Source organism: Microbulbifer maximicatervae (SeqCode), assembly GCF_052467505.1.
This window is the reverse complement of the sequence record NZ_CP174313.1, coordinates 3,409,118-3,424,296: the sequence shown is the minus strand read 5'-3', so window position 1 is coordinate 3,424,296 and position 15,179 is coordinate 3,409,118. Positions and strand designations below refer to the sequence as shown.

Below are 15,179 nucleotides of genomic sequence, written 5' to 3'. Positions count from 1 at the left end.
GTTTCGGAGAGAGACAATGATTCAAGCGGAATCCTACTTAGAAGTAGCTGACAACAGTGGGGCTCGCCGCGTCATGTGCATCAAGGTGCTGGGCGGCTCCCATCGTCGTTATGCCGGCGTGGGCGACATTATCAAGGTAACCGTTAAGGAAGCCATCCCCCGCGGTAAAGTGAAGAAAGGTCAGGTAATGAACGCCGTTGTGGTTCGCACCAAAAAAGGTGTGCGTCGCGCGGACGGTTCCCTGATTAAATTTGACGATAACGCAGCGGTGCTGCTGAACCAGCAACTGGCGCCGGTTGGCACCCGTATTTTTGGTCCGGTAACTCGCGAATTGCGCGGTGAGAAGTTCATGAAGATCATCTCCCTCGCTCCCGAAGTTATCTAGGCCTCGAGCGGAGAAGAGTTATGCGCAAGATCAAGCGTGACGACGAAGTGATCGTTATCGCCGGTCGTGACAAGGGCAAACGTGGTTCAGTACGTAAAGTACTGAACGACGGTCGTCTGATTGTCTCCGGCATACAGATGATCAAAAAGCACCAAAAGCCAAACCCACAGATGGGTATTGCAGGTGGCATCGTTGAGAAAGAAGCTGCTATCCAAGCTTCCAACGTAGCCATCTTCAACCCTAACACCCAGAAGGCTGACCGGGTGGGCTTTAAAGTACTGGAAGACGGCACTAAGATTCGCGTCTTCAAATCCAGCGGCGAAGCCATCTAAGGCTCTTGACGCAAAAGCAGGTTGGTAGATCATGGCAAAGCTTAAAGAGCTCTACACTAAGGACCTCGTGGCCAAGCTAAAAGAAGAGCTTGGTCTCGAGAATGTGATGGCAGTGCCGCGCATCACCAAGATCACCATCAACATGGGTGTTGGTGAAGCGATTGGTGATAAGAAGGTGCTGGAGCACGCTGTCAACGATATGACAGCAATTACTGGTCAAAAGCCCATCGTTACTAAAGCGCGCAAGTCTATTGCGGGCTTTAAGATTCGTGACGGTTGGCCGATCGGCTGCAAGGTAACTCTGCGCGGTGAGCGCATGTATGAGTTCCTGGAGCGTTTGGTTGACATCGCGATTCCGCGTATCCGCGACTTCCGTGGCATTAGCCCGAAGCAGTTCGACGGCCGCGGTAACTTCTCTATGGGCGTGACTGAGCAAATCATCTTCCCGGAAATTGACTACGACAAAGTAGACAAGCTCCGCGGTCTGGATATTTGTATTACCACTACAGCTGCAAACGACGATCAAGGTCGTGCGCTGCTGAAAGCGTTCAACTTCCCTTTCAAGGGTTAAGAGGATTCCATGGCGAAGAAATCCATGATTGCGCGCGAAAACAAGCGCGCTCGAACCGCAGCTAAGTACGCCGAGAAGCGTCAAGAGCTGAAGGCGATCATCGCCAGTTCCACTGCTTCCGAAGAGGAGCAGTGGGAGGCTCAACTCAAGCTGCAGAAAATGCCGCGCGATGCAAGCCCGGTACGTCAGCAACGCCGCTGTCGTATTACTGGTCGCCCCCACGCTGTATACCGCAAGTTCGGCCTGTGCCGTAACAAGCTTCGTGAAGCTGCGATGCGTGGTGATGTTCCTGGCCTCGTGAAGTCCAGCTGGTAATTACCAGCTGGTTTAAGGCAGATTTGAGGAGTCTCATAAGATGAGTATGCAAGATCCGTTGGCAGATATGCTGACTCGCATCCGCAATGCCCTGGCGCGCGGAAAGGCGGAAGTCACCCTGCCATCATCCAAACTGAAAGTAGCAGTGGCCAAAGTCCTGAAAGACGAAGGTTACGTTACTGATTTAAACGTAAGCGAAGGCGCTAAGCCGGAACTGACCATTGCTCTGAAATACTTCCAGGGCAAGCCGGTTATTGCCGAGCTCAATCGCGTTTCCCGTCCGGGCCTGCGCGCTTACACTGGTAAAAAAGCTCTGCCTACCGTACGTGGTGGCCTGGGTGTCGCGATCGTTTCCACCTCTAATGGTGTGATGACTGACCGCGCTGCACGTCAGGCTGGTATCGGTGGCGAAGTGCTTTGCACCGTATTCTAAGCGGGGGTTGCAATGTCTCGAGTAGCAAATAGTCCGGTAGTTATCCCCGCAGGTGTAACCGTAGACCTGAAAGGTCAAAATATCGCTGTTAAAGGCGGTAGCGGTAACCTGGATATGGTTATTCACGGTGATGTAGAAGTGAGCGAGGCTGAAAGCCAGCTGACTTTTGCCGCGCGCAATAACTCCAAGCAGGCCAGAGCCTTGGCGGGTACCACCCGTGCTTTGGTCAATAACATGGTGATAGGCGTAAGCAAGGGCTTCGAGAAGAAGCTGCAGTTGCTGGGTGTTGGTTATCGTGCGAAAGCAGCCGGTAAAGCGGTTAACCTGACCCTGGGCTTCTCCCATCCGATCGATTATCAGTTGCCGGAAGGTGTGACTGCGGAAACTCCATCCCAGACTGAAATCGTACTGAAGAGCAGCAATAAACAGCTGCTGGGCCAAGTGGCCGCTGAGATCCGCTCGTTCCGTCCGCCGGAGCCCTACAAAGGTAAGGGTGTCCGTTATGCCGACGAGCGCGTGTATCGCAAAGAGGCCAAGAAGAAGTAAGTAGGGCATAGATATGAACGTTAAGAAAGCATCTCGCTTGCGTCGTGCACGTCGTGCCCGCGCCAAGATCCGTGAGCTGGGCGCCGTTCGCCTCACCGTGAACCGCACCCCGCGCCACATTTACGCACAGATCCTGTCTGCCGAAGGCAGCGCGGTATTGGCTTCCGCCTCTACCCTGGACAAGGACCTGCGCTCTGGTAAAACTGGCAACGCTGACGCTGCTGCCGCAGTTGGCAAACTGATCGCTGAGCGCGCGAAAGCCGCTGGCGTTGAACAAGTTGCCTTCGATCGTAGCGGCTTCAGATACCATGGCCGTGTTAAGGCTCTGGCTGACGCTGCCCGCGAAGCCGGTCTGAAATTCTAAGGGTTGAGTTATGGCTAGAGAGAAAGACAAAAGCAACGACGAAGGCCTGCAGGAGAAGCTGGTCCAGGTCAACCGCGTTGCCAAGACTGTTAAAGGTGGTCGTATCTTCGCCTTTACCGCACTGACCGTAGTTGGTGATGGCAATGGCCGTGTTGGCTTTGGTCGTGGCAAGGCACGTGAAGTGCCTGTAGCGATTCAAAAGGCGATGGAATCTGCACGCCGCAACATGATCCAGGTAGACCTGAATGGTGACACCATCCAGTACGCTACCAATGGTCGCCACGGCGGTTCCAAGATTTACATGCAGCCCGCTTCCCAGGGTACCGGTGTAATTGCCGGCGGTGCTATGCGCTCCGTTCTGGAAATGGCTGGTGTACACAACGTATTGGCTAAGTGTTACGGCTCCACCAACCCGGTGAACGTAGTACGTGCAACTTTCAAAGCTCTGGAGCAAATGCAGAGCCCGGAAGATGTAGCTGCCAAGCGCGGTAAATCTGTCGAAGAGATTCTGGGCTAATTACAGCTCGGATTTAAGGTTATTGGTGGGTTAAGACCATGGCTAAGAAGACCATAAAAGTGACCCAGACCAAAAGCATCAACGGACGCCTGAAAAGTCATCAGGCGTGCGTTGCGGGTCTGGGCCTGCGCCGCATCGGCCACACAGTGGAAGTGGAGGATACTCCCTCCGTGCGCGGTATGATCAACAAAGTAAACTACCTGGTTAAGGTTGAGGGGGAATAACATGCGTTTGAACGACTTGTCTCCAGCACCAGGCCACAAGCACAGCGCCAAGCGCGTTGGTCGCGGTATTGGTAGCGGAATTGGTAAGACCGGTGGCCGCGGCCACAAAGGTCAGAAAGCGCGTTCCGGCGGCAGTGTTCGTCCGGGCTTCGAAGGCGGTCAGATGCCTTTGCAGAAGCGTCTTCCTAAGTACGGTTTCACCGCTCGTGTTTCTCGCTTTACCGCAGAAGTACGTCTGGCTGAGCTGGCGAAGGTAGAAAATGACGTAATCGATTTGGCAGCGCTTAAGAATGCCGATATTATCGGCAGCCATATTAAACGCGCCAAAGTGTTCCTCTCAGGTGAGCTGACCAAAGCTGTTACCGTTAAGGGTCTGGGAGTTACCAAAGGTGCAAAGGCAGCGATTGAAGCTGCTGGCGGTAAAATAGAAGACTAATCGAGGCGCCAATGGCACGACCAGGATCCGGTGGAAATCCCCTGGGCAACAGCAAGGGATTGGGCGAGCTTTGGGCTCGCCTTCGTTTTCTGTTTCTAGCGATTCTTGTTTATCGACTGGGGACACATATTCCGGTGCCCGGCATTGATCCGGAAAAGCTGTCAAACCTGTTTAACCAGAACCAGGGAACCATCCTTGGCCTGTTTAACATGTTTTCAGGCGGCGCCCTGGAAAGGATGAGTATTCTGGCGCTGGGCATCATGCCCTACATCTCCGCGTCCATCATCATGCAGTTGATGAGCGCGGTGACTCCCTCTCTGGAAGCGTTGAAGAAGGAAGGGGAGGCCGGAAGACGTAAGATCAACCAGTACACCCGCTATCTGACGGTAATACTGGCCCTGATTCAGGGGATCGGTATGACTTTCGGCCTGGCAGGGCAGAACCTGGCTTACTCATCTGAGCCCGCGTTTGGTTTTTACTTTGTGGCGGTAACGTCACTGGTGACTGGTGCTGTATTTATGATGTGGCTCGGTGAGCAGATCACTGAGCGCGGTGTTGGCAACGGCATTTCCATGCTGATTTTTGCCGGTATCGTCGCCGGTTTACCCGGTGCCATCGGCCAGGCATTTGAGCAGGCGAGACAGGGTGAGCTGCACATACTCATGCTGTTGATGATTGGCGTCATCGCTCTTGCTGTAGTGTTCTTTGTGGTTGTTATGGAACGCGGCCAGCGCCGCATTACGATCAACCACGCCAGGCGCCAAGCGGGACGCTACTCTGCGGCTCCAGCTGCACAGGCGAGCCACTTGCCGCTGAAGGTAAATATGGCCGGTGTAATTCCGGTAATCTTTGCCAGCAGTATCCTGTTGTTCCCGGCCACACTGGCACAGTGGTTTGGTCAGGGCGGGGAAGGTCTCGGTGCAGAGATCCTGCAGTGGATGGCGTTGCAGCTTGGACCAGGGCAACCGCTGAACATTATTCTGTTCGCACTGTTGATTGGTTTCTTCTGTTTCTTCTACACGGCGTTGATGTTCAACCCGAATGAAGTTGCGGATAACCTGAAAAAGTCCGGTGCTTATGTGCCAGGCATTCGCCCTGGAGAGCAGACGGCCCGCTATATCGATAGCGTGCTGACTCGCCTCACTCTGGTGGGTGCTGTATACATCGCACTGGTATCCCTGCTGCCGCAGTTCCTGGTGGTTGGGTTTAACGTTCCCTTCTATCTGGGGGGTACCTCACTGCTGATCGTTGTAGTCGTAGTGATGGACTTTATGGCACAGGTACAATCGCATCTGCTGTCGCACCAGTACGAGGGTTTGATGAAAAAATCTAACCTGCAAAGCTACGGTCGTCGCTAGGGCGTCGCCTGCTCGCAGTTTGATTGAATTGAGGTAAGGTCATGAAAGTACGCGCTTCTGTAAAAAAGATCTGCCGTAACTGCAAAATCGTGCGTCGCAAGGGTGTTCTGCGGGTAATCTGCAGCGCTGAGCCACGTCACAAGCAGCGTCAAGGCTAAGAAGGGGCCAGCCCCTTGCGGAGAGCGCCCACAGGGCGCCTCTGTAAAAGCTGGAAAAATTCGCTACTCGATACAGCCCCGTATCGAATGGCAACACCCCGGGAAGTTTTTTGGGGTGGGAAGTTAGCAACAGCAAACTTCCAACTGGGGGCGTTGACTGTCGTCTTCATCCGCTTCGGGGGACCGATGCGGACGTTGGCTATTGCAAATTAGTGTCTGAAAAGCTATTCTTGCGCGCCTTTTTGGTGGCGCCGCCGGTTTTTTAGTCGCTGTCAGCGCCGAAATCAAAGTAGAGTCACATACTTAATATAAAGCAGTGACTCCAATACGTGGAGTACGCCTCTATGGCACGTATTGCTGGTGTCAATGTACCAGACCACAAGCACGCCGTAATCTCCCTGACCCACATTTATGGGGTTGGTCGCACTACGGCTAAGTCTATTTTGGCAGCGGTTGGTATCGCTGAATCCACCAAAATCCGCGAACTGTCTGAAGAGCAGATCGAAACCATCCGTGGTGAAGTTGCAAAACTGACCGTGGAAGGCGACCTGCGCCGTGAAATATCCATGAACATCAAGCGTTTGATGGACCTGGGTTGTTATCGCGGTCTGCGTCACCGTCGCAGCTTGCCGCTGCGTGGTCAGCGCACCAAGACCAATGCTCGCACCCGTAAGGGTCCGCGCAAGCCGATTCGCAAGTAAGCCTTAACTAAAAGGCGCGAAATCGCGGTTCAAGATGCCCCGTCCGGCTAATCGCCGAGGGGATTTGATACAGGATTTAGGATACTGGTATGGCTAAGCCAAAAACTACTGTTCGCAAAAAGGTCAAAAAGACCGTTGTCGACGGTATTGCCCACATCCACGCATCGTTCAACAACACGATCGTGACGATCACTGATCGCCAGGGTAATACCCTCAGCTGGGCCACCGCAGGTGGATCTGGCTTCCGTGGCTCGCGTAAGAGCACCCCGTTTGCAGCCCAGGTTGCCGCTGAGCGCGCAGGTACTGCAGCTCAGGAATACGGCCTGAAAAACCTCGACGTAGAAGTTAAGGGCCCTGGCCCCGGTCGCGAATCTGCCGTTCGTGCACTGAACAACTGCGGCTACAAGATCACCAACATCACCGACGTGACGCCTATCCCGCATAACGGATGTCGTCCACCTAAAAAGCGTCGCGTGTAAGAGGGGGCTGACAAAATGGCACGTTATATTGGACCAAAATGTAAACTGTCCCGTCGTGAAGGGACTGACCTGCAGCTGAAGAGTGGTGTTCGTCCGCACGACTCCAAGTGTCGCGCAGAATCCAAACCCGGTCAGCACGGCGCTGGTCGCGGTCGTCTGTCCGACTACGGTATTCAGCTGCGTGAAAAGCAAAAAGTTCGTCGTATCTACGGCGTACTGGAAAAGCAGTTCCGTAACTACTATAAGGAAGCAGCACGTCTGAAGGGCGCTACAGGTGAAAACCTGCTGCAACTTCTCGAGCAGCGTCTGGACAACGTGGTTTACCGCATGGGCTTCGGCTCAACTCGCTCTGAAGCGCGTCAGCTGGTTTCCCACAAAGCGATTCTTGTAAACGGCACTACCGTTAACATCCCTTCTTTCCAGGTTAAAGAAGGCGACGTTATCGCTGTACGTGAGAAAGCCAAGAAGCAGCTGCGTATCCAGAATTCCGTTTCCCTCGCTGCCCAGCGTGGCGATGTCGAGTGGGTAGACGTAAACGCGAGCAAACTGGAAGGCACTTTCAAGCGCACTCCGGATCGTGTCGATCTGCCGGCAGAGATCAACGAAAACCTTATCGTGGAACTGTACTCCAAGTAACAATAAGTCCACTTTAAGGAATGCAACTGTAAACAGGTATGGCTATGCAGACTGCTGTCAACGAGTTTTTGACACCGCGTCGTATTGACGTCACCGAGTACAATCCGAATCACGCCAAAGTGATTTTGGAGCCCCTGGAGCGTGGCTTTGGCCACACTCTTGGCAATGCGCTGCGTCGCATCCTGCTGTCCTCCATGCCGGGCTGCGCCGTCACCGAGGTGGAAATCGAAGGTGTCGAGCACGAGTACAGCGCGATCGAAGGTGTGCAGGAAGATGTAATTGAAATCCTGCTCAACCTGAAAGAAATCGCCGTTGTTATGCACGGTAAGGATCAGGCGGTATTGAGCCTGAGCAAAAAGGGCCCAGGTGCGGTGACTGCTGGAGATATCCAGGTAGATCACGACATCGAGATCGTTAATCCTGAGCACGTGATCGCCAATATTACTGGTGATGTCGAGCTCAACCTGCGTCTCACTGTAGCGCGCGGCCGTGGCTACCAGCCCGCCGATGCTCGTCGTGGCGAGGAAGAGGAAAGCCGTGCAATTGGCCGTCTGCAGCTGGATGCTTCATACAGCCCAGTGCGTCGCGTTTCCTACAGCGTGGAAAGCGCGCGTGTAGAACAGCGCACTGACCTGGATAAGCTGGTTCTGGATCTGGAGACCAACGGTACCCTGGACCCGGAAGAGGCTATTCGTCGCGCCGCCACTATTCTGCAGCAACAGCTCGCAGTATTTGTGGACCTGGAAGGCGAGAAGGATGCACAGCCGAAGGCTGAAGAGCCTGAAGTTGATCCGGTACTACTGCGCCCGGTAGACGACCTGGAGTTGACTGTACGTTCGGCGAACTGTCTGAAGGCAGAGAATATTTACTACATCGGTGATCTGATTCAGCGCACTGAAGTAGAACTGCTGAAGACGCCGAATCTTGGTAAGAAGTCTCTGACTGAAATCAAGGACGTACTGGCTTCCCGTGGTTTGTCCCTGGGTATGCGCCTGGAAAACTGGCCGCCGGCCAGCCTGAAAGGCGACAGCAAGTTAAGCCCCCTGTAAGCATTTGGTAGTCGCGACGGTGTCGTGATTAGTAGAAAGAACCCGAGCGGTGCTACAGCTTAGCGCGACACCGCTCCAGAACGACCTGCTGTGACAGCAACTTAGGTCGTAAGGAATTGAGTCATGCGTCATCGCTATAGTGGCCGTAAATTCAGCCGCACGAGCGCTCACCGCAAGGCCATGTTCAAGAACATGAGCGCCTCTCTGGTGGAGCACGAACTGATCAAAACCACACTGGCCAAAGCCAAAGAACTGCGCCGCGTTGCCGAGCCGCTGATCACTCTGGCTAAGAAAGACAGTGTTGCTAACCGCCGTCTGGCTTTCGCTCGTATCCGTGATAAGGATGCTGTGCGTAAGCTGTTCGACGAGCTGGGTCCTCGTTACGAAGCCCGTCCTGGTGGTTACATCCGTATCATGAAGTGTGGTTTCCGCGCTGGTGATAAGGCGCCGATGGCATACGTTGAGCTGGTAGACCGTCCTCAAGTAGAAGACGAAGCTGCTGAAGCTTAAGCGTTATTAGCCATAGCGCTACGGAAGGCCGGTCTTTGACCGGCCTTTTTTTTGCCATAAGGAGATTTTTGTATGTCTTTTGAGCAACTATTAAAGAGTTTGAATCCCGAGATTGTGGGCAGCTTAAAGCGGGCCATTGAGCTTGGAAAATGGCCCAATGGTGTTGCGCTATCCCCTGAGCAGCGCAGCCTCTGCGCAGAAGCGGTTTCCAATTGGGAGTCCGCAAACCTTCCGCGGGAGCAACAGCTAGGCTATGTGGCGCCGAAGACCAAGGATGAGCCCTGTGTAGGAAAAAAAGACGATGAGCAAGCTGTTAACTGGGTTGGCTAGCTAATCAGTCTGTAAGATATTGGCACTTTATTCATTGGTGAGGGCGTTATTTTCTTTCATGCTCTCCCAATTCTCTGCTTAGATAGTTACCGACAGACAAATACATAATTTCTAATTTGCTCGGTAACTAATTATGAAAAAGCTGATTTTGCTTGCCGGAGCAGTAACGCTCGCCGTTGTAGGGGTTGATCACTACGATATTGATGTGCGCTCAAGTGTGGCCAAGGTGCGCCAGATAATAGAGCCGCTAAAAGATGATAGTGAATTAGTAAAGAATATTTCTGACAGCATACCCTGGTCCCAGCTGGAACATGGGGAAGTCGAAGAGTTATTAAATCATCCTCGGGTTCAGGCTTATCTGGATCGTGAGAATGTTAAGCAGGCGCTCAAAGACTACTTTGCAGACCTGGGCAATCTCTCTGGTGAAGAGGCCTGGGATGCAATTGAAAAAATAGAGCGGGAATCGCGTATTACAGGCTATGAAGCGCTTTCAATGAAGTTGGCCTGGCTGGAAAAAAATAGTCTTAACCAGGCAGAGTTCACCCAAAGAGCTGAAGAGCTATTTAATATTTATCGGGATAAAGCGCAAACGGTGATCAGGGATTACGACCCTCATGTCGAGGTTCCGGGCTTTTCCACCTATAAGGATCTTGAGCGCTCGATCGTTGAGGAAGTTCAGCAGATGACGTCCTTTCCCGATGGCATGAGTAGACATGAATACTTACGTAAACGTCTTCAGGACGCCCGTGAGGCGGTATATGGCAGTTAGGTTTTCTATCACTTCAGCGCTGCCAGCGAGTTACCGGCAGCGCTGGGGGTATTTTAATTACATAAACAAGCCGATCAGATCATAGAACCAGTTACTGTTGTCCTCATAATCTGAAACCTCATCGGTTTCGTATGCCCGAATCATGCCTCCACCGTTATGATTGACGATGTTGTCGAGGAAATCTTTTAATTCAAGCCCGTGCTCGGCAATCTCACCATAGTTTAAATCGATAATGGTTGTGCAGTGGCTCTCGTTTAAATTGCGGAACATCGGGAAGTAATAGCCCCAGTTACTAGTTTGATCCAGCAGCGGAATCAAATTTTCATGGGTATCTTTCTGCCAGCGCTGTCGCAATTTATTTAAACGGGAGTCTGCATCGGGATCATTATAAATATCCTCATAAAATCTCTCGTAGGAGTAGGATGAAAAATTCCCGTCAGCAAGAAAGTGCGTAATACCCAGTCGATCTGAGGGGAATTTATTGGAAAGCGCTGCATAAAGTGAGGCTAGCTGATTGGCTTCGAATCCCGGTGTTATGGCTTTTAACATAGTGATGGGGTTTTCCGAGCTTTCATCGCTATCGGCGGTATAGGTAGTCCAAGAGCGCAGCACTTCTTTATGTAGCGGTAAAGAGGGATATTGGGTGCTGTCACTCCCGTCTAAAGGTGCCTGATAGAGAGGGCCTGAATCATCGAGGAGATAGCCATAATCGACATTCATATCCTCGCGCAACTTCGAATAATTAAACAGAGCACCAATACTACCTGCACTACAACCCGCAGCGAGCATCTGCTTCGGTTTTTGCAAATTATTTTTCACCCAGGAAGTAACTGCCTGAACGTTGCGTAATCCATTGTGGTGCCAGATAAGGTCGGGGTTCTCGCCAGTAGTATCCTCGTATATTTCAGTTTTATCGCCTACGTAGATATCCCCTGTGCAATACGGTACATAAACCATATTCCACTCGCCAGTTTTATACTGGTCGTAGGGGTGATGTGTATAAATCAAAGGGGATACGCCAGCGGTAGTAAGATTTTCGAAATTTGTAAAATCTAACAAGTGCACATTGCTTAGGTAATCATCGGGAATGCCATTGGGGTTGCGAGCCCCGCGAATACCAGCTTGTCCTGAGCAGCTTTCATAGTCCCAGCATGCCCCTCCACCCTCGAAATAGAAAATGGTGTTACTGGTATCTGGAACACGGTGAACAAAGAACTTATAGGGTGATCCATTCCCACACATGGCACCTGTACTGGTAGGTACATCAATTTTTTGCCAGGTGTTGTAGTCGCCAGGATCAAAATCATCATTAAAACTGGGATCATCCATAGTTAGTGGATACATCCCTTCAGCTTGCTGCGAGGTGACTGGCGCATCGGCATTGGGTGGATCAAACAAATGCTTTAGGGTAGTCCAGAAGTTGTAATCACCCGGTTCTGCATTTGCATGACCTGTGATAAGTAGAGAACTCGCTAAGAGTATTGAAATAAAACCGCGGAGAATTTTTATCATTATTAATCCCCTTAAGGTATTGTGTGTTTTCTCTTTGGAATGTGCTTTGTTGATCCTGAAATAATTGTTTGGAGATTTATTTGCTCCCTATAGATAATCAACTTGCACGCTAGTCCAAATCGCTGTTTGGGTAAAACCCAATGAGGTTAGTTAATAATGATGTTTTGGTCTAGAAAGATATGAGGGGAAACTTGCCGGTCACAGAATTTCTGTAATATTTTTTCTTTTTTTGTCCAAAAATATTCCATTTAAATTTTTAATAAAATTATTTTGTCTATTTTGGCGTAATTTTTATTCTCTACTTTATGCTGTTATTTTTGAGTATTAAATAGTTCTGTATCTGATAATGTTTATGCTTGCATTAAAGGGATAGTGCCTCCCTGTGATTAAGATTCAGGCTCTGTTGGAGTTTTTTAATTAGGTCTTGTTTCTTTTTGAAAATTTCACGCGATTCTTCAATACTTATTTCTTGAAATGTGATTTTGTTTTTTGGGGCTAGCTGACCCAGGCGATGAAGTTCCGATTTTATAATATGGCCTATTCGGGGGTACCCGCCAATAGTCTGTCCCTCAATAAAGGAAATAATAGGATTGGCATCGGGTGGTACTTGAATGCTGCCGGGATAGAGTCCTGCTGATGATAGTTGTGTCTTTCCGTTTGTAATTTTATGAATTGTAGAATTGTTTTTAGTGGATAGACGAATGCCCATACGATTGCTTTGGGTAGAAACCAGATAGGTTGAGCCGTAAAAGTGTTCAATAAATTTCTTGGAAAATAAATTGCTCTCTGGTCCAGCCACTAGTCGTAGCTTTGAATTATGTGAGTAGTGAAGGTGAAACCTTTTATTTAGTACAGATTCTTTTGCGGTGTGGACTTCTTTAAAGTGGATGACTTCGTTAGATGTGATCGGTTTGCCACTATTTGCGCCAAATTTACTTATAACGTGAGTTGCAGAGCTACCTAAGATATTGGGTGCGTCTATCTTGGCAGAAATCGCAAGGTAGGTTCTTGCACCGGAAATAGCTTGAGCTATATCCAAAATATCACCAGGCTTAACCCTATAGGTTCGGAAATTATCAATTGACTCGTTATTTAAGGAACCTCTGAATTGGCCTCCGGCTATAGCGATAGTGAGATTGCAGAGGAATTCGATTCTAGGACCGAGCAGGGTGATCTCAAAGGTTGGGTGCCCTAACGGGTTTCCTAATAACAGGTTGGCTATTTTCATCGATAGTGGGTCGGCAGCACCTCCCCATGGAATTCCACAGTGCATCATGCCTGGACGACCCAGGTCCTGAATACTTGTCTGTAGCCCTGCTCGAAGAAAGTGAATACCCATAGACCCTCCTTTTTAGGGTGAACTACTTTTAGTACTCTGCGAGAGTATATGAAATTGCTGAGAATCTATTGCATAAAACTCAATTTCATCTAAAGGTGCAGCGATAAATGGGGAGGGTTCCGCAGGTTGAAAAAGACTAAGGGGTGTCTGGCCAATAATTTGCCATCCCCCCGGTGTAGCTTGTGGGTAGATGCCTGTTTGTTCTCCACCTATCCCGACAGCGCCTGCGGGAATTCTGGTTCGGGGAGTTTCTTTTCTGGGGCAATATAGCTTTGGGTCAAGTCCGCCAAGGTATAAGAAGCCTGGAGTAAAGCCCAACATATGCACTAAGTAACGTTGTGCGGTATGTCGTTTGATGATTTCCTGTGACGATAATTTGGTATGTTCTGATAATGCCTCAAGGTCTGGAGAAAAGCCTTCTTCGTAGCATACGGGAATACGCACTATGCGTGGTCTACTGGTGAAGGGGGCAGGGTTGTTTAGAAAGTCCTCGGTAGTTTTAGTGAGTAATTGGTATAAGGTTTTGTGATCCCATAGGGAAGGATTGAAAATAACAGTTAAGCACTGGTATGCAGGAATGATATCAATGATACCTGGATGCACTTCATTTAATAGAGCCGCTCTCAAACCGATAATTGTCCGGCTAAGAGCTTTGCATGGTTTGCCGGAAAAGCGGATATCTACTGCACAATCTCCGTTAATGGTAATAGCTAGTGGTATATGGGGGGCAGGGTGTGTCACCGAGCTATACTCACGCCGTTTGCATTGAGATGTTGATTAAGTTGTCTGGCGATAATGGGCGCTTGGGGATTATCGCCGTGGAGGCAGATGGTATCCACAGAGAATTGCAATTTTTCACCAAGATAATCGTTAAATTCTAAGCCCTTTGCCAAGCAGATAGCCTGCTGTAAGCACTGTTCTGTCTCAGCAATAACAGCACCCGCCATTGAGCGTGGAGCTAGTTGGTTATTGCTGAGGTACTGCCTATCCATAAATCCTTCGCGAATAAATGTTTTATTTTGTTTGGCAGCAGCGAACTGCATGGCAGCGTTGGCTAACCCAATAATTTTCAGTGAAGGATATTCTTTGTCGAGTAGGGTAATAATACTTTCAGCGAGTTCTCTGTTTGACTCTGTATCATTGTAGAGAGCGCCGTGTAGTTTAATATGGTCTAAAGTTGCTCCTAGGCTACGCGCGATATTTTCTAGTTGGTTTACTTGTGCGCAAAGAGAATCGAGTAATTTATTTTGAGGAATAACTAGAGATTTGCGGCCAAAATTTTCCCTGTCGGGGTAGCTGGGGTGCGCGCCGATTTTTAAACTATTTTTTAGGGCGTTTTCGATTGATCTACCCATGATCTCGGGAGTGCCAGCGTGGCCGCCGCAAGCTATATTGCAGCGGGAAATAAACGGCATGATTTGGGCGTCCCTGTCACAGCTGCGCAAATCAGCACCTTCACCCAGATCGCAGTTGATATCAATATTCACTGTGGCATCCTGCCTGTAATATATTTCGAATGCGTTTTAACGCTAAGAACCCGCCTATTAAAGTGGTTAATTGTTAGGGCACTGGCTGACTTCCATTGAAATTTTCTTTGAATTTGACTCATAGCAATTTCCCAGCGGTGAGCAGAAGCAGGCGGAAACCGAAAGTTTCCATCTTTCTTGATTAATTTTTTCCCATAGTTCAGAAGTTGCAGTGCCACGACTTAACGAATAGAAAGGATACTCAGATTGTGCGGGAATGATAACTTCATTTATTTCTGAAGAGCTTTGAAAGCCTTCATCAAGGGGTGGGTGGTGATTTCTATGGTTTCTATTAAATTTATTTTTCATCATTTTATGCTCCTCCTGACAGCAGGCTTGCAAAAAATCATGGGTGCTTGAGTATTCTACATTTCTATATTTAAAACTAACGGATTTTAGGATGGCTGGGCCAGCTCCAGCATTGTGAAAATTAAAAGTGATCCTATTCTGATTTCTCTTCTCATCATAGTTTCCATGGCTGAACTGGATAACCGGCATTGTCATTATTTTGACTTGTTGGTTGGCAGCTCTGGCTTGTAAATAGGTGGCATAGAAGGATGCCAGAGAAATCATAATTGCACTTACTGCGATCACTGAGTTTAAGCGGTCACGATTGAATAACTTCATATCTTGTCGCACCTACCTACTAGTTATTTTTAAGTGAATTGAGCTAGAAAGGATGCCGGTCT

24 protein-coding genes are annotated in these 15,179 nt (G+C 49.7%); 19 read left to right on the top strand and 5 right to left on the bottom strand.

Annotated features, from left to right (window positions below; all coding sequences use genetic code 11):
• Positions 1-16 precede the first annotated feature (16 nt).
• The 19 genes from rplN to ACJJIN_RS15090 all read left to right on the top strand — a co-directional run bounded on the left by rplN (position 17) and on the right by ACJJIN_RS15090 (position 10,113).
• On the top strand, positions 17-385 hold the full coding sequence (gene rplN, locus ACJJIN_RS15180) for a 50S ribosomal protein L14 (RefSeq protein WP_067151032.1): 369 nt from the start codon (positions 17-19) through the stop codon (positions 383-385).
• A 20-nt stretch (positions 386-405) separates the two neighbouring features.
• Positions 406-717: a 50S ribosomal protein L24 gene (gene rplX / locus ACJJIN_RS15175; RefSeq protein WP_108731661.1), complete on the top strand. Its 312-nt coding sequence runs from the start codon at positions 406-408 to the stop codon at positions 715-717.
• A 31-nt stretch (positions 718-748) separates the two neighbouring features.
• The gene (gene rplE / locus ACJJIN_RS15170) at positions 749-1,288 is read left to right on the top strand and encodes a 50S ribosomal protein L5 (protein WP_020411396.1); all 540 of its coding nucleotides are present in this window, start codon (positions 749-751) and stop codon (positions 1,286-1,288) included.
• Positions 1,289-1,297: 9 nt separating this feature from the next.
• Entirely contained in the window at positions 1,298-1,603 is a 306-nt protein-coding gene (gene rpsN, locus ACJJIN_RS15165; protein WP_020411397.1) for a 30S ribosomal protein S14, read from the top strand.
• 40 nt (positions 1,604-1,643) lie between these two features.
• On the top strand, positions 1,644-2,036 hold the full coding sequence (gene rpsH, locus ACJJIN_RS15160; protein WP_282934394.1) for a 30S ribosomal protein S8: 393 nt from the start codon (positions 1,644-1,646) through the stop codon (positions 2,034-2,036).
• A gap of 12 nt (positions 2,037-2,048) precedes the next feature.
• The gene (rplF, locus tag ACJJIN_RS15155) at positions 2,049-2,582 is read left to right on the top strand and encodes a 50S ribosomal protein L6 (protein ID WP_282934393.1); all 534 of its coding nucleotides are present in this window, start codon (positions 2,049-2,051) and stop codon (positions 2,580-2,582) included.
• Between the two features lie 13 nt (positions 2,583-2,595).
• A complete protein-coding gene (gene rplR / locus ACJJIN_RS15150) occupies positions 2,596-2,946 on the top strand; it encodes a 50S ribosomal protein L18 (RefSeq protein ID WP_282934392.1) in 351 nt (116 codons plus the stop codon).
• Positions 2,947-2,956: 10 nt separating this feature from the next.
• Positions 2,957-3,463, top strand: a complete 507-nt coding sequence (gene rpsE, locus ACJJIN_RS15145; RefSeq protein WP_282934391.1) for a 30S ribosomal protein S5 — start codon at positions 2,957-2,959, stop codon at positions 3,461-3,463.
• 38 nt (positions 3,464-3,501) lie between these two features.
• Complete coding sequence (gene rpmD, locus ACJJIN_RS15140) at positions 3,502-3,687, top strand: 50S ribosomal protein L30 (protein WP_020411402.1); 186 nt, start codon at positions 3,502-3,504, stop codon at positions 3,685-3,687.
• 1 nt (position 3,688) lies between these two features.
• Positions 3,689-4,123 carry a 50S ribosomal protein L15 gene (rplO, locus tag ACJJIN_RS15135; RefSeq protein WP_282934390.1) on the top strand — a complete coding sequence of 145 codons (435 nt, stop codon included), beginning with the start codon at positions 3,689-3,691 and terminating at the stop codon, positions 4,121-4,123.
• 11 nt (positions 4,124-4,134) lie between these two features.
• Complete coding sequence (gene secY, locus ACJJIN_RS15130; RefSeq protein WP_282934389.1) at positions 4,135-5,481, top strand: preprotein translocase subunit SecY; 1,347 nt, start codon at positions 4,135-4,137, stop codon at positions 5,479-5,481.
• Between the two features lie 41 nt (positions 5,482-5,522).
• Positions 5,523-5,639: a 50S ribosomal protein L36 gene (rpmJ, locus tag ACJJIN_RS15125; RefSeq protein WP_010133825.1), complete on the top strand. Its 117-nt coding sequence runs from the start codon at positions 5,523-5,525 to the stop codon at positions 5,637-5,639.
• A gap of 344 nt (positions 5,640-5,983) precedes the next feature.
• On the top strand, positions 5,984-6,340 hold the full coding sequence (gene rpsM / locus ACJJIN_RS15120; protein WP_282934388.1) for a 30S ribosomal protein S13: 357 nt from the start codon (positions 5,984-5,986) through the stop codon (positions 6,338-6,340).
• An 89-nt stretch (positions 6,341-6,429) separates the two neighbouring features.
• A complete protein-coding gene (gene rpsK, locus ACJJIN_RS15115; RefSeq protein ID WP_020411406.1) occupies positions 6,430-6,819 on the top strand; it encodes a 30S ribosomal protein S11 in 390 nt (129 codons plus the stop codon).
• Between the two features lie 15 nt (positions 6,820-6,834).
• Positions 6,835-7,455: a 30S ribosomal protein S4 gene (gene rpsD / locus ACJJIN_RS15110; RefSeq protein WP_108731669.1), complete on the top strand. Its 621-nt coding sequence runs from the start codon at positions 6,835-6,837 to the stop codon at positions 7,453-7,455.
• A gap of 44 nt (positions 7,456-7,499) precedes the next feature.
• Complete coding sequence (locus ACJJIN_RS15105) at positions 7,500-8,504, top strand: DNA-directed RNA polymerase subunit alpha (RefSeq protein ID WP_282934387.1); 1,005 nt, start codon at positions 7,500-7,502, stop codon at positions 8,502-8,504.
• Positions 8,505-8,627: 123 nt separating this feature from the next.
• Positions 8,628-9,014: a 50S ribosomal protein L17 gene (gene rplQ / locus ACJJIN_RS15100; protein WP_108731671.1), complete on the top strand. Its 387-nt coding sequence runs from the start codon at positions 8,628-8,630 to the stop codon at positions 9,012-9,014.
• 72 nt (positions 9,015-9,086) lie between these two features.
• The gene (locus ACJJIN_RS15095) at positions 9,087-9,344 is read left to right on the top strand and encodes a YeaC family protein (RefSeq protein WP_444895282.1); all 258 of its coding nucleotides are present in this window, start codon (positions 9,087-9,089) and stop codon (positions 9,342-9,344) included.
• 133 nt (positions 9,345-9,477) lie between these two features.
• On the top strand, positions 9,478-10,113 hold the full coding sequence (locus ACJJIN_RS15090; protein WP_444895281.1) for a hypothetical protein: 636 nt from the start codon (positions 9,478-9,480) through the stop codon (positions 10,111-10,113).
• Positions 10,114-10,170: 57 nt separating this feature from the next.
• On the opposite strand, the gene ACJJIN_RS15085 is transcribed toward ACJJIN_RS15090, so the two are convergent.
• The 5 genes from ACJJIN_RS15085 to ACJJIN_RS15065 all read right to left on the bottom strand — a co-directional run bounded on the left by ACJJIN_RS15085 (position 10,171) and on the right by ACJJIN_RS15065 (position 15,117).
• Positions 10,171-11,625, bottom strand: a complete 1,455-nt coding sequence (locus ACJJIN_RS15085; RefSeq protein ID WP_444895280.1) for a pectin acetylesterase-family hydrolase — start codon at positions 11,623-11,625, stop codon at positions 10,171-10,173.
• Between the two features lie 361 nt (positions 11,626-11,986).
• Positions 11,987-12,964: a 5-oxoprolinase subunit C family protein gene (locus tag ACJJIN_RS15080; protein ID WP_444895279.1), complete on the bottom strand. Its 978-nt coding sequence runs from the start codon at positions 12,962-12,964 to the stop codon at positions 11,987-11,989.
• A 12-nt stretch (positions 12,965-12,976) separates the two neighbouring features.
• Positions 12,977-13,705 carry a 5-oxoprolinase subunit PxpB gene (gene pxpB, locus ACJJIN_RS15075; RefSeq protein ID WP_282934382.1) on the bottom strand — a complete coding sequence of 243 codons (729 nt, stop codon included), beginning with the start codon at positions 13,703-13,705 and terminating at the stop codon, positions 12,977-12,979.
• Positions 13,702-14,451 (bottom strand): 5-oxoprolinase subunit PxpA, encoded by a 750-nt coding sequence (gene pxpA / locus ACJJIN_RS15070; protein WP_444895278.1) that lies wholly within the window; start codon positions 14,449-14,451, stop codon positions 13,702-13,704. The genes pxpB and pxpA overlap by 4 nt, the downstream gene beginning before the upstream one ends.
• Before the next feature lie 66 nt (positions 14,452-14,517).
• Positions 14,518-15,117 (bottom strand): hypothetical protein, encoded by a 600-nt coding sequence (locus ACJJIN_RS15065; RefSeq protein WP_444895277.1) that lies wholly within the window; start codon positions 15,115-15,117, stop codon positions 14,518-14,520.
• Positions 15,118-15,179: the final 62 nt, after the last annotated feature.

Excerpts from the sequence above, each read along its gene's own strand:
- ACJJIN_RS15095 (WP_444895282.1), top strand. The coding sequence starts at position 9,087 with ATGTCTTTTGAGCAACTATTAAAGAGTTTGAATCCCGAGATTGTGGGC.
- ACJJIN_RS15065 (WP_444895277.1), bottom strand. The coding sequence starts at position 15,117 with ATGAAGTTATTCAATCGTGACCGCTTAAACTCAGTGATCGCAGTAAGT.
- rpmD (WP_020411402.1), top strand. The coding sequence starts at position 3,502 with ATGGCTAAGAAGACCATAAAAGTGACCCAGACCAAAAGCATCAACGGA.
- rpsH (WP_282934394.1), top strand. The coding sequence starts at position 1,644 with ATGAGTATGCAAGATCCGTTGGCAGATATGCTGACTCGCATCCGCAAT.
- rpsE (WP_282934391.1), top strand. The coding sequence starts at position 2,957 with ATGGCTAGAGAGAAAGACAAAAGCAACGACGAAGGCCTGCAGGAGAAG.
- rplE (WP_020411396.1), top strand. The coding sequence starts at position 749 with ATGGCAAAGCTTAAAGAGCTCTACACTAAGGACCTCGTGGCCAAGCTA.
- ACJJIN_RS15080 (WP_444895279.1), bottom strand. The coding sequence starts at position 12,964 with ATGGGTATTCACTTTCTTCGAGCAGGGCTACAGACAAGTATTCAGGAC.
- rpsK (WP_020411406.1), top strand. The coding sequence starts at position 6,430 with ATGGCTAAGCCAAAAACTACTGTTCGCAAAAAGGTCAAAAAGACCGTT.
- rpsN (WP_020411397.1), top strand. The coding sequence starts at position 1,298 with ATGGCGAAGAAATCCATGATTGCGCGCGAAAACAAGCGCGCTCGAACC.
- rplQ (WP_108731671.1), top strand. The coding sequence starts at position 8,628 with ATGCGTCATCGCTATAGTGGCCGTAAATTCAGCCGCACGAGCGCTCAC.
- rplF (WP_282934393.1), top strand. The coding sequence starts at position 2,049 with ATGTCTCGAGTAGCAAATAGTCCGGTAGTTATCCCCGCAGGTGTAACC.
- rplX (WP_108731661.1), top strand. The coding sequence starts at position 406 with ATGCGCAAGATCAAGCGTGACGACGAAGTGATCGTTATCGCCGGTCGT.
- secY (WP_282934389.1), top strand. The coding sequence starts at position 4,135 with ATGGCACGACCAGGATCCGGTGGAAATCCCCTGGGCAACAGCAAGGGA.
- rpsD (WP_108731669.1), top strand. The coding sequence starts at position 6,835 with ATGGCACGTTATATTGGACCAAAATGTAAACTGTCCCGTCGTGAAGGG.
- rplR (WP_282934392.1), top strand. The coding sequence starts at position 2,596 with ATGAACGTTAAGAAAGCATCTCGCTTGCGTCGTGCACGTCGTGCCCGC.
- ACJJIN_RS15105 (WP_282934387.1), top strand. The coding sequence starts at position 7,500 with ATGCAGACTGCTGTCAACGAGTTTTTGACACCGCGTCGTATTGACGTC.
- rplO (WP_282934390.1), top strand. The coding sequence starts at position 3,689 with ATGCGTTTGAACGACTTGTCTCCAGCACCAGGCCACAAGCACAGCGCC.
- rplN (WP_067151032.1), top strand. The coding sequence starts at position 17 with ATGATTCAAGCGGAATCCTACTTAGAAGTAGCTGACAACAGTGGGGCT.
- rpmJ (WP_010133825.1), top strand. The coding sequence starts at position 5,523 with ATGAAAGTACGCGCTTCTGTAAAAAAGATCTGCCGTAACTGCAAAATC.
- ACJJIN_RS15090 (WP_444895281.1), top strand. The coding sequence starts at position 9,478 with ATGAAAAAGCTGATTTTGCTTGCCGGAGCAGTAACGCTCGCCGTTGTA.
- ACJJIN_RS15085 (WP_444895280.1), bottom strand. The coding sequence starts at position 11,625 with ATGATAAAAATTCTCCGCGGTTTTATTTCAATACTCTTAGCGAGTTCT.
- rpsM (WP_282934388.1), top strand. The coding sequence starts at position 5,984 with ATGGCACGTATTGCTGGTGTCAATGTACCAGACCACAAGCACGCCGTA.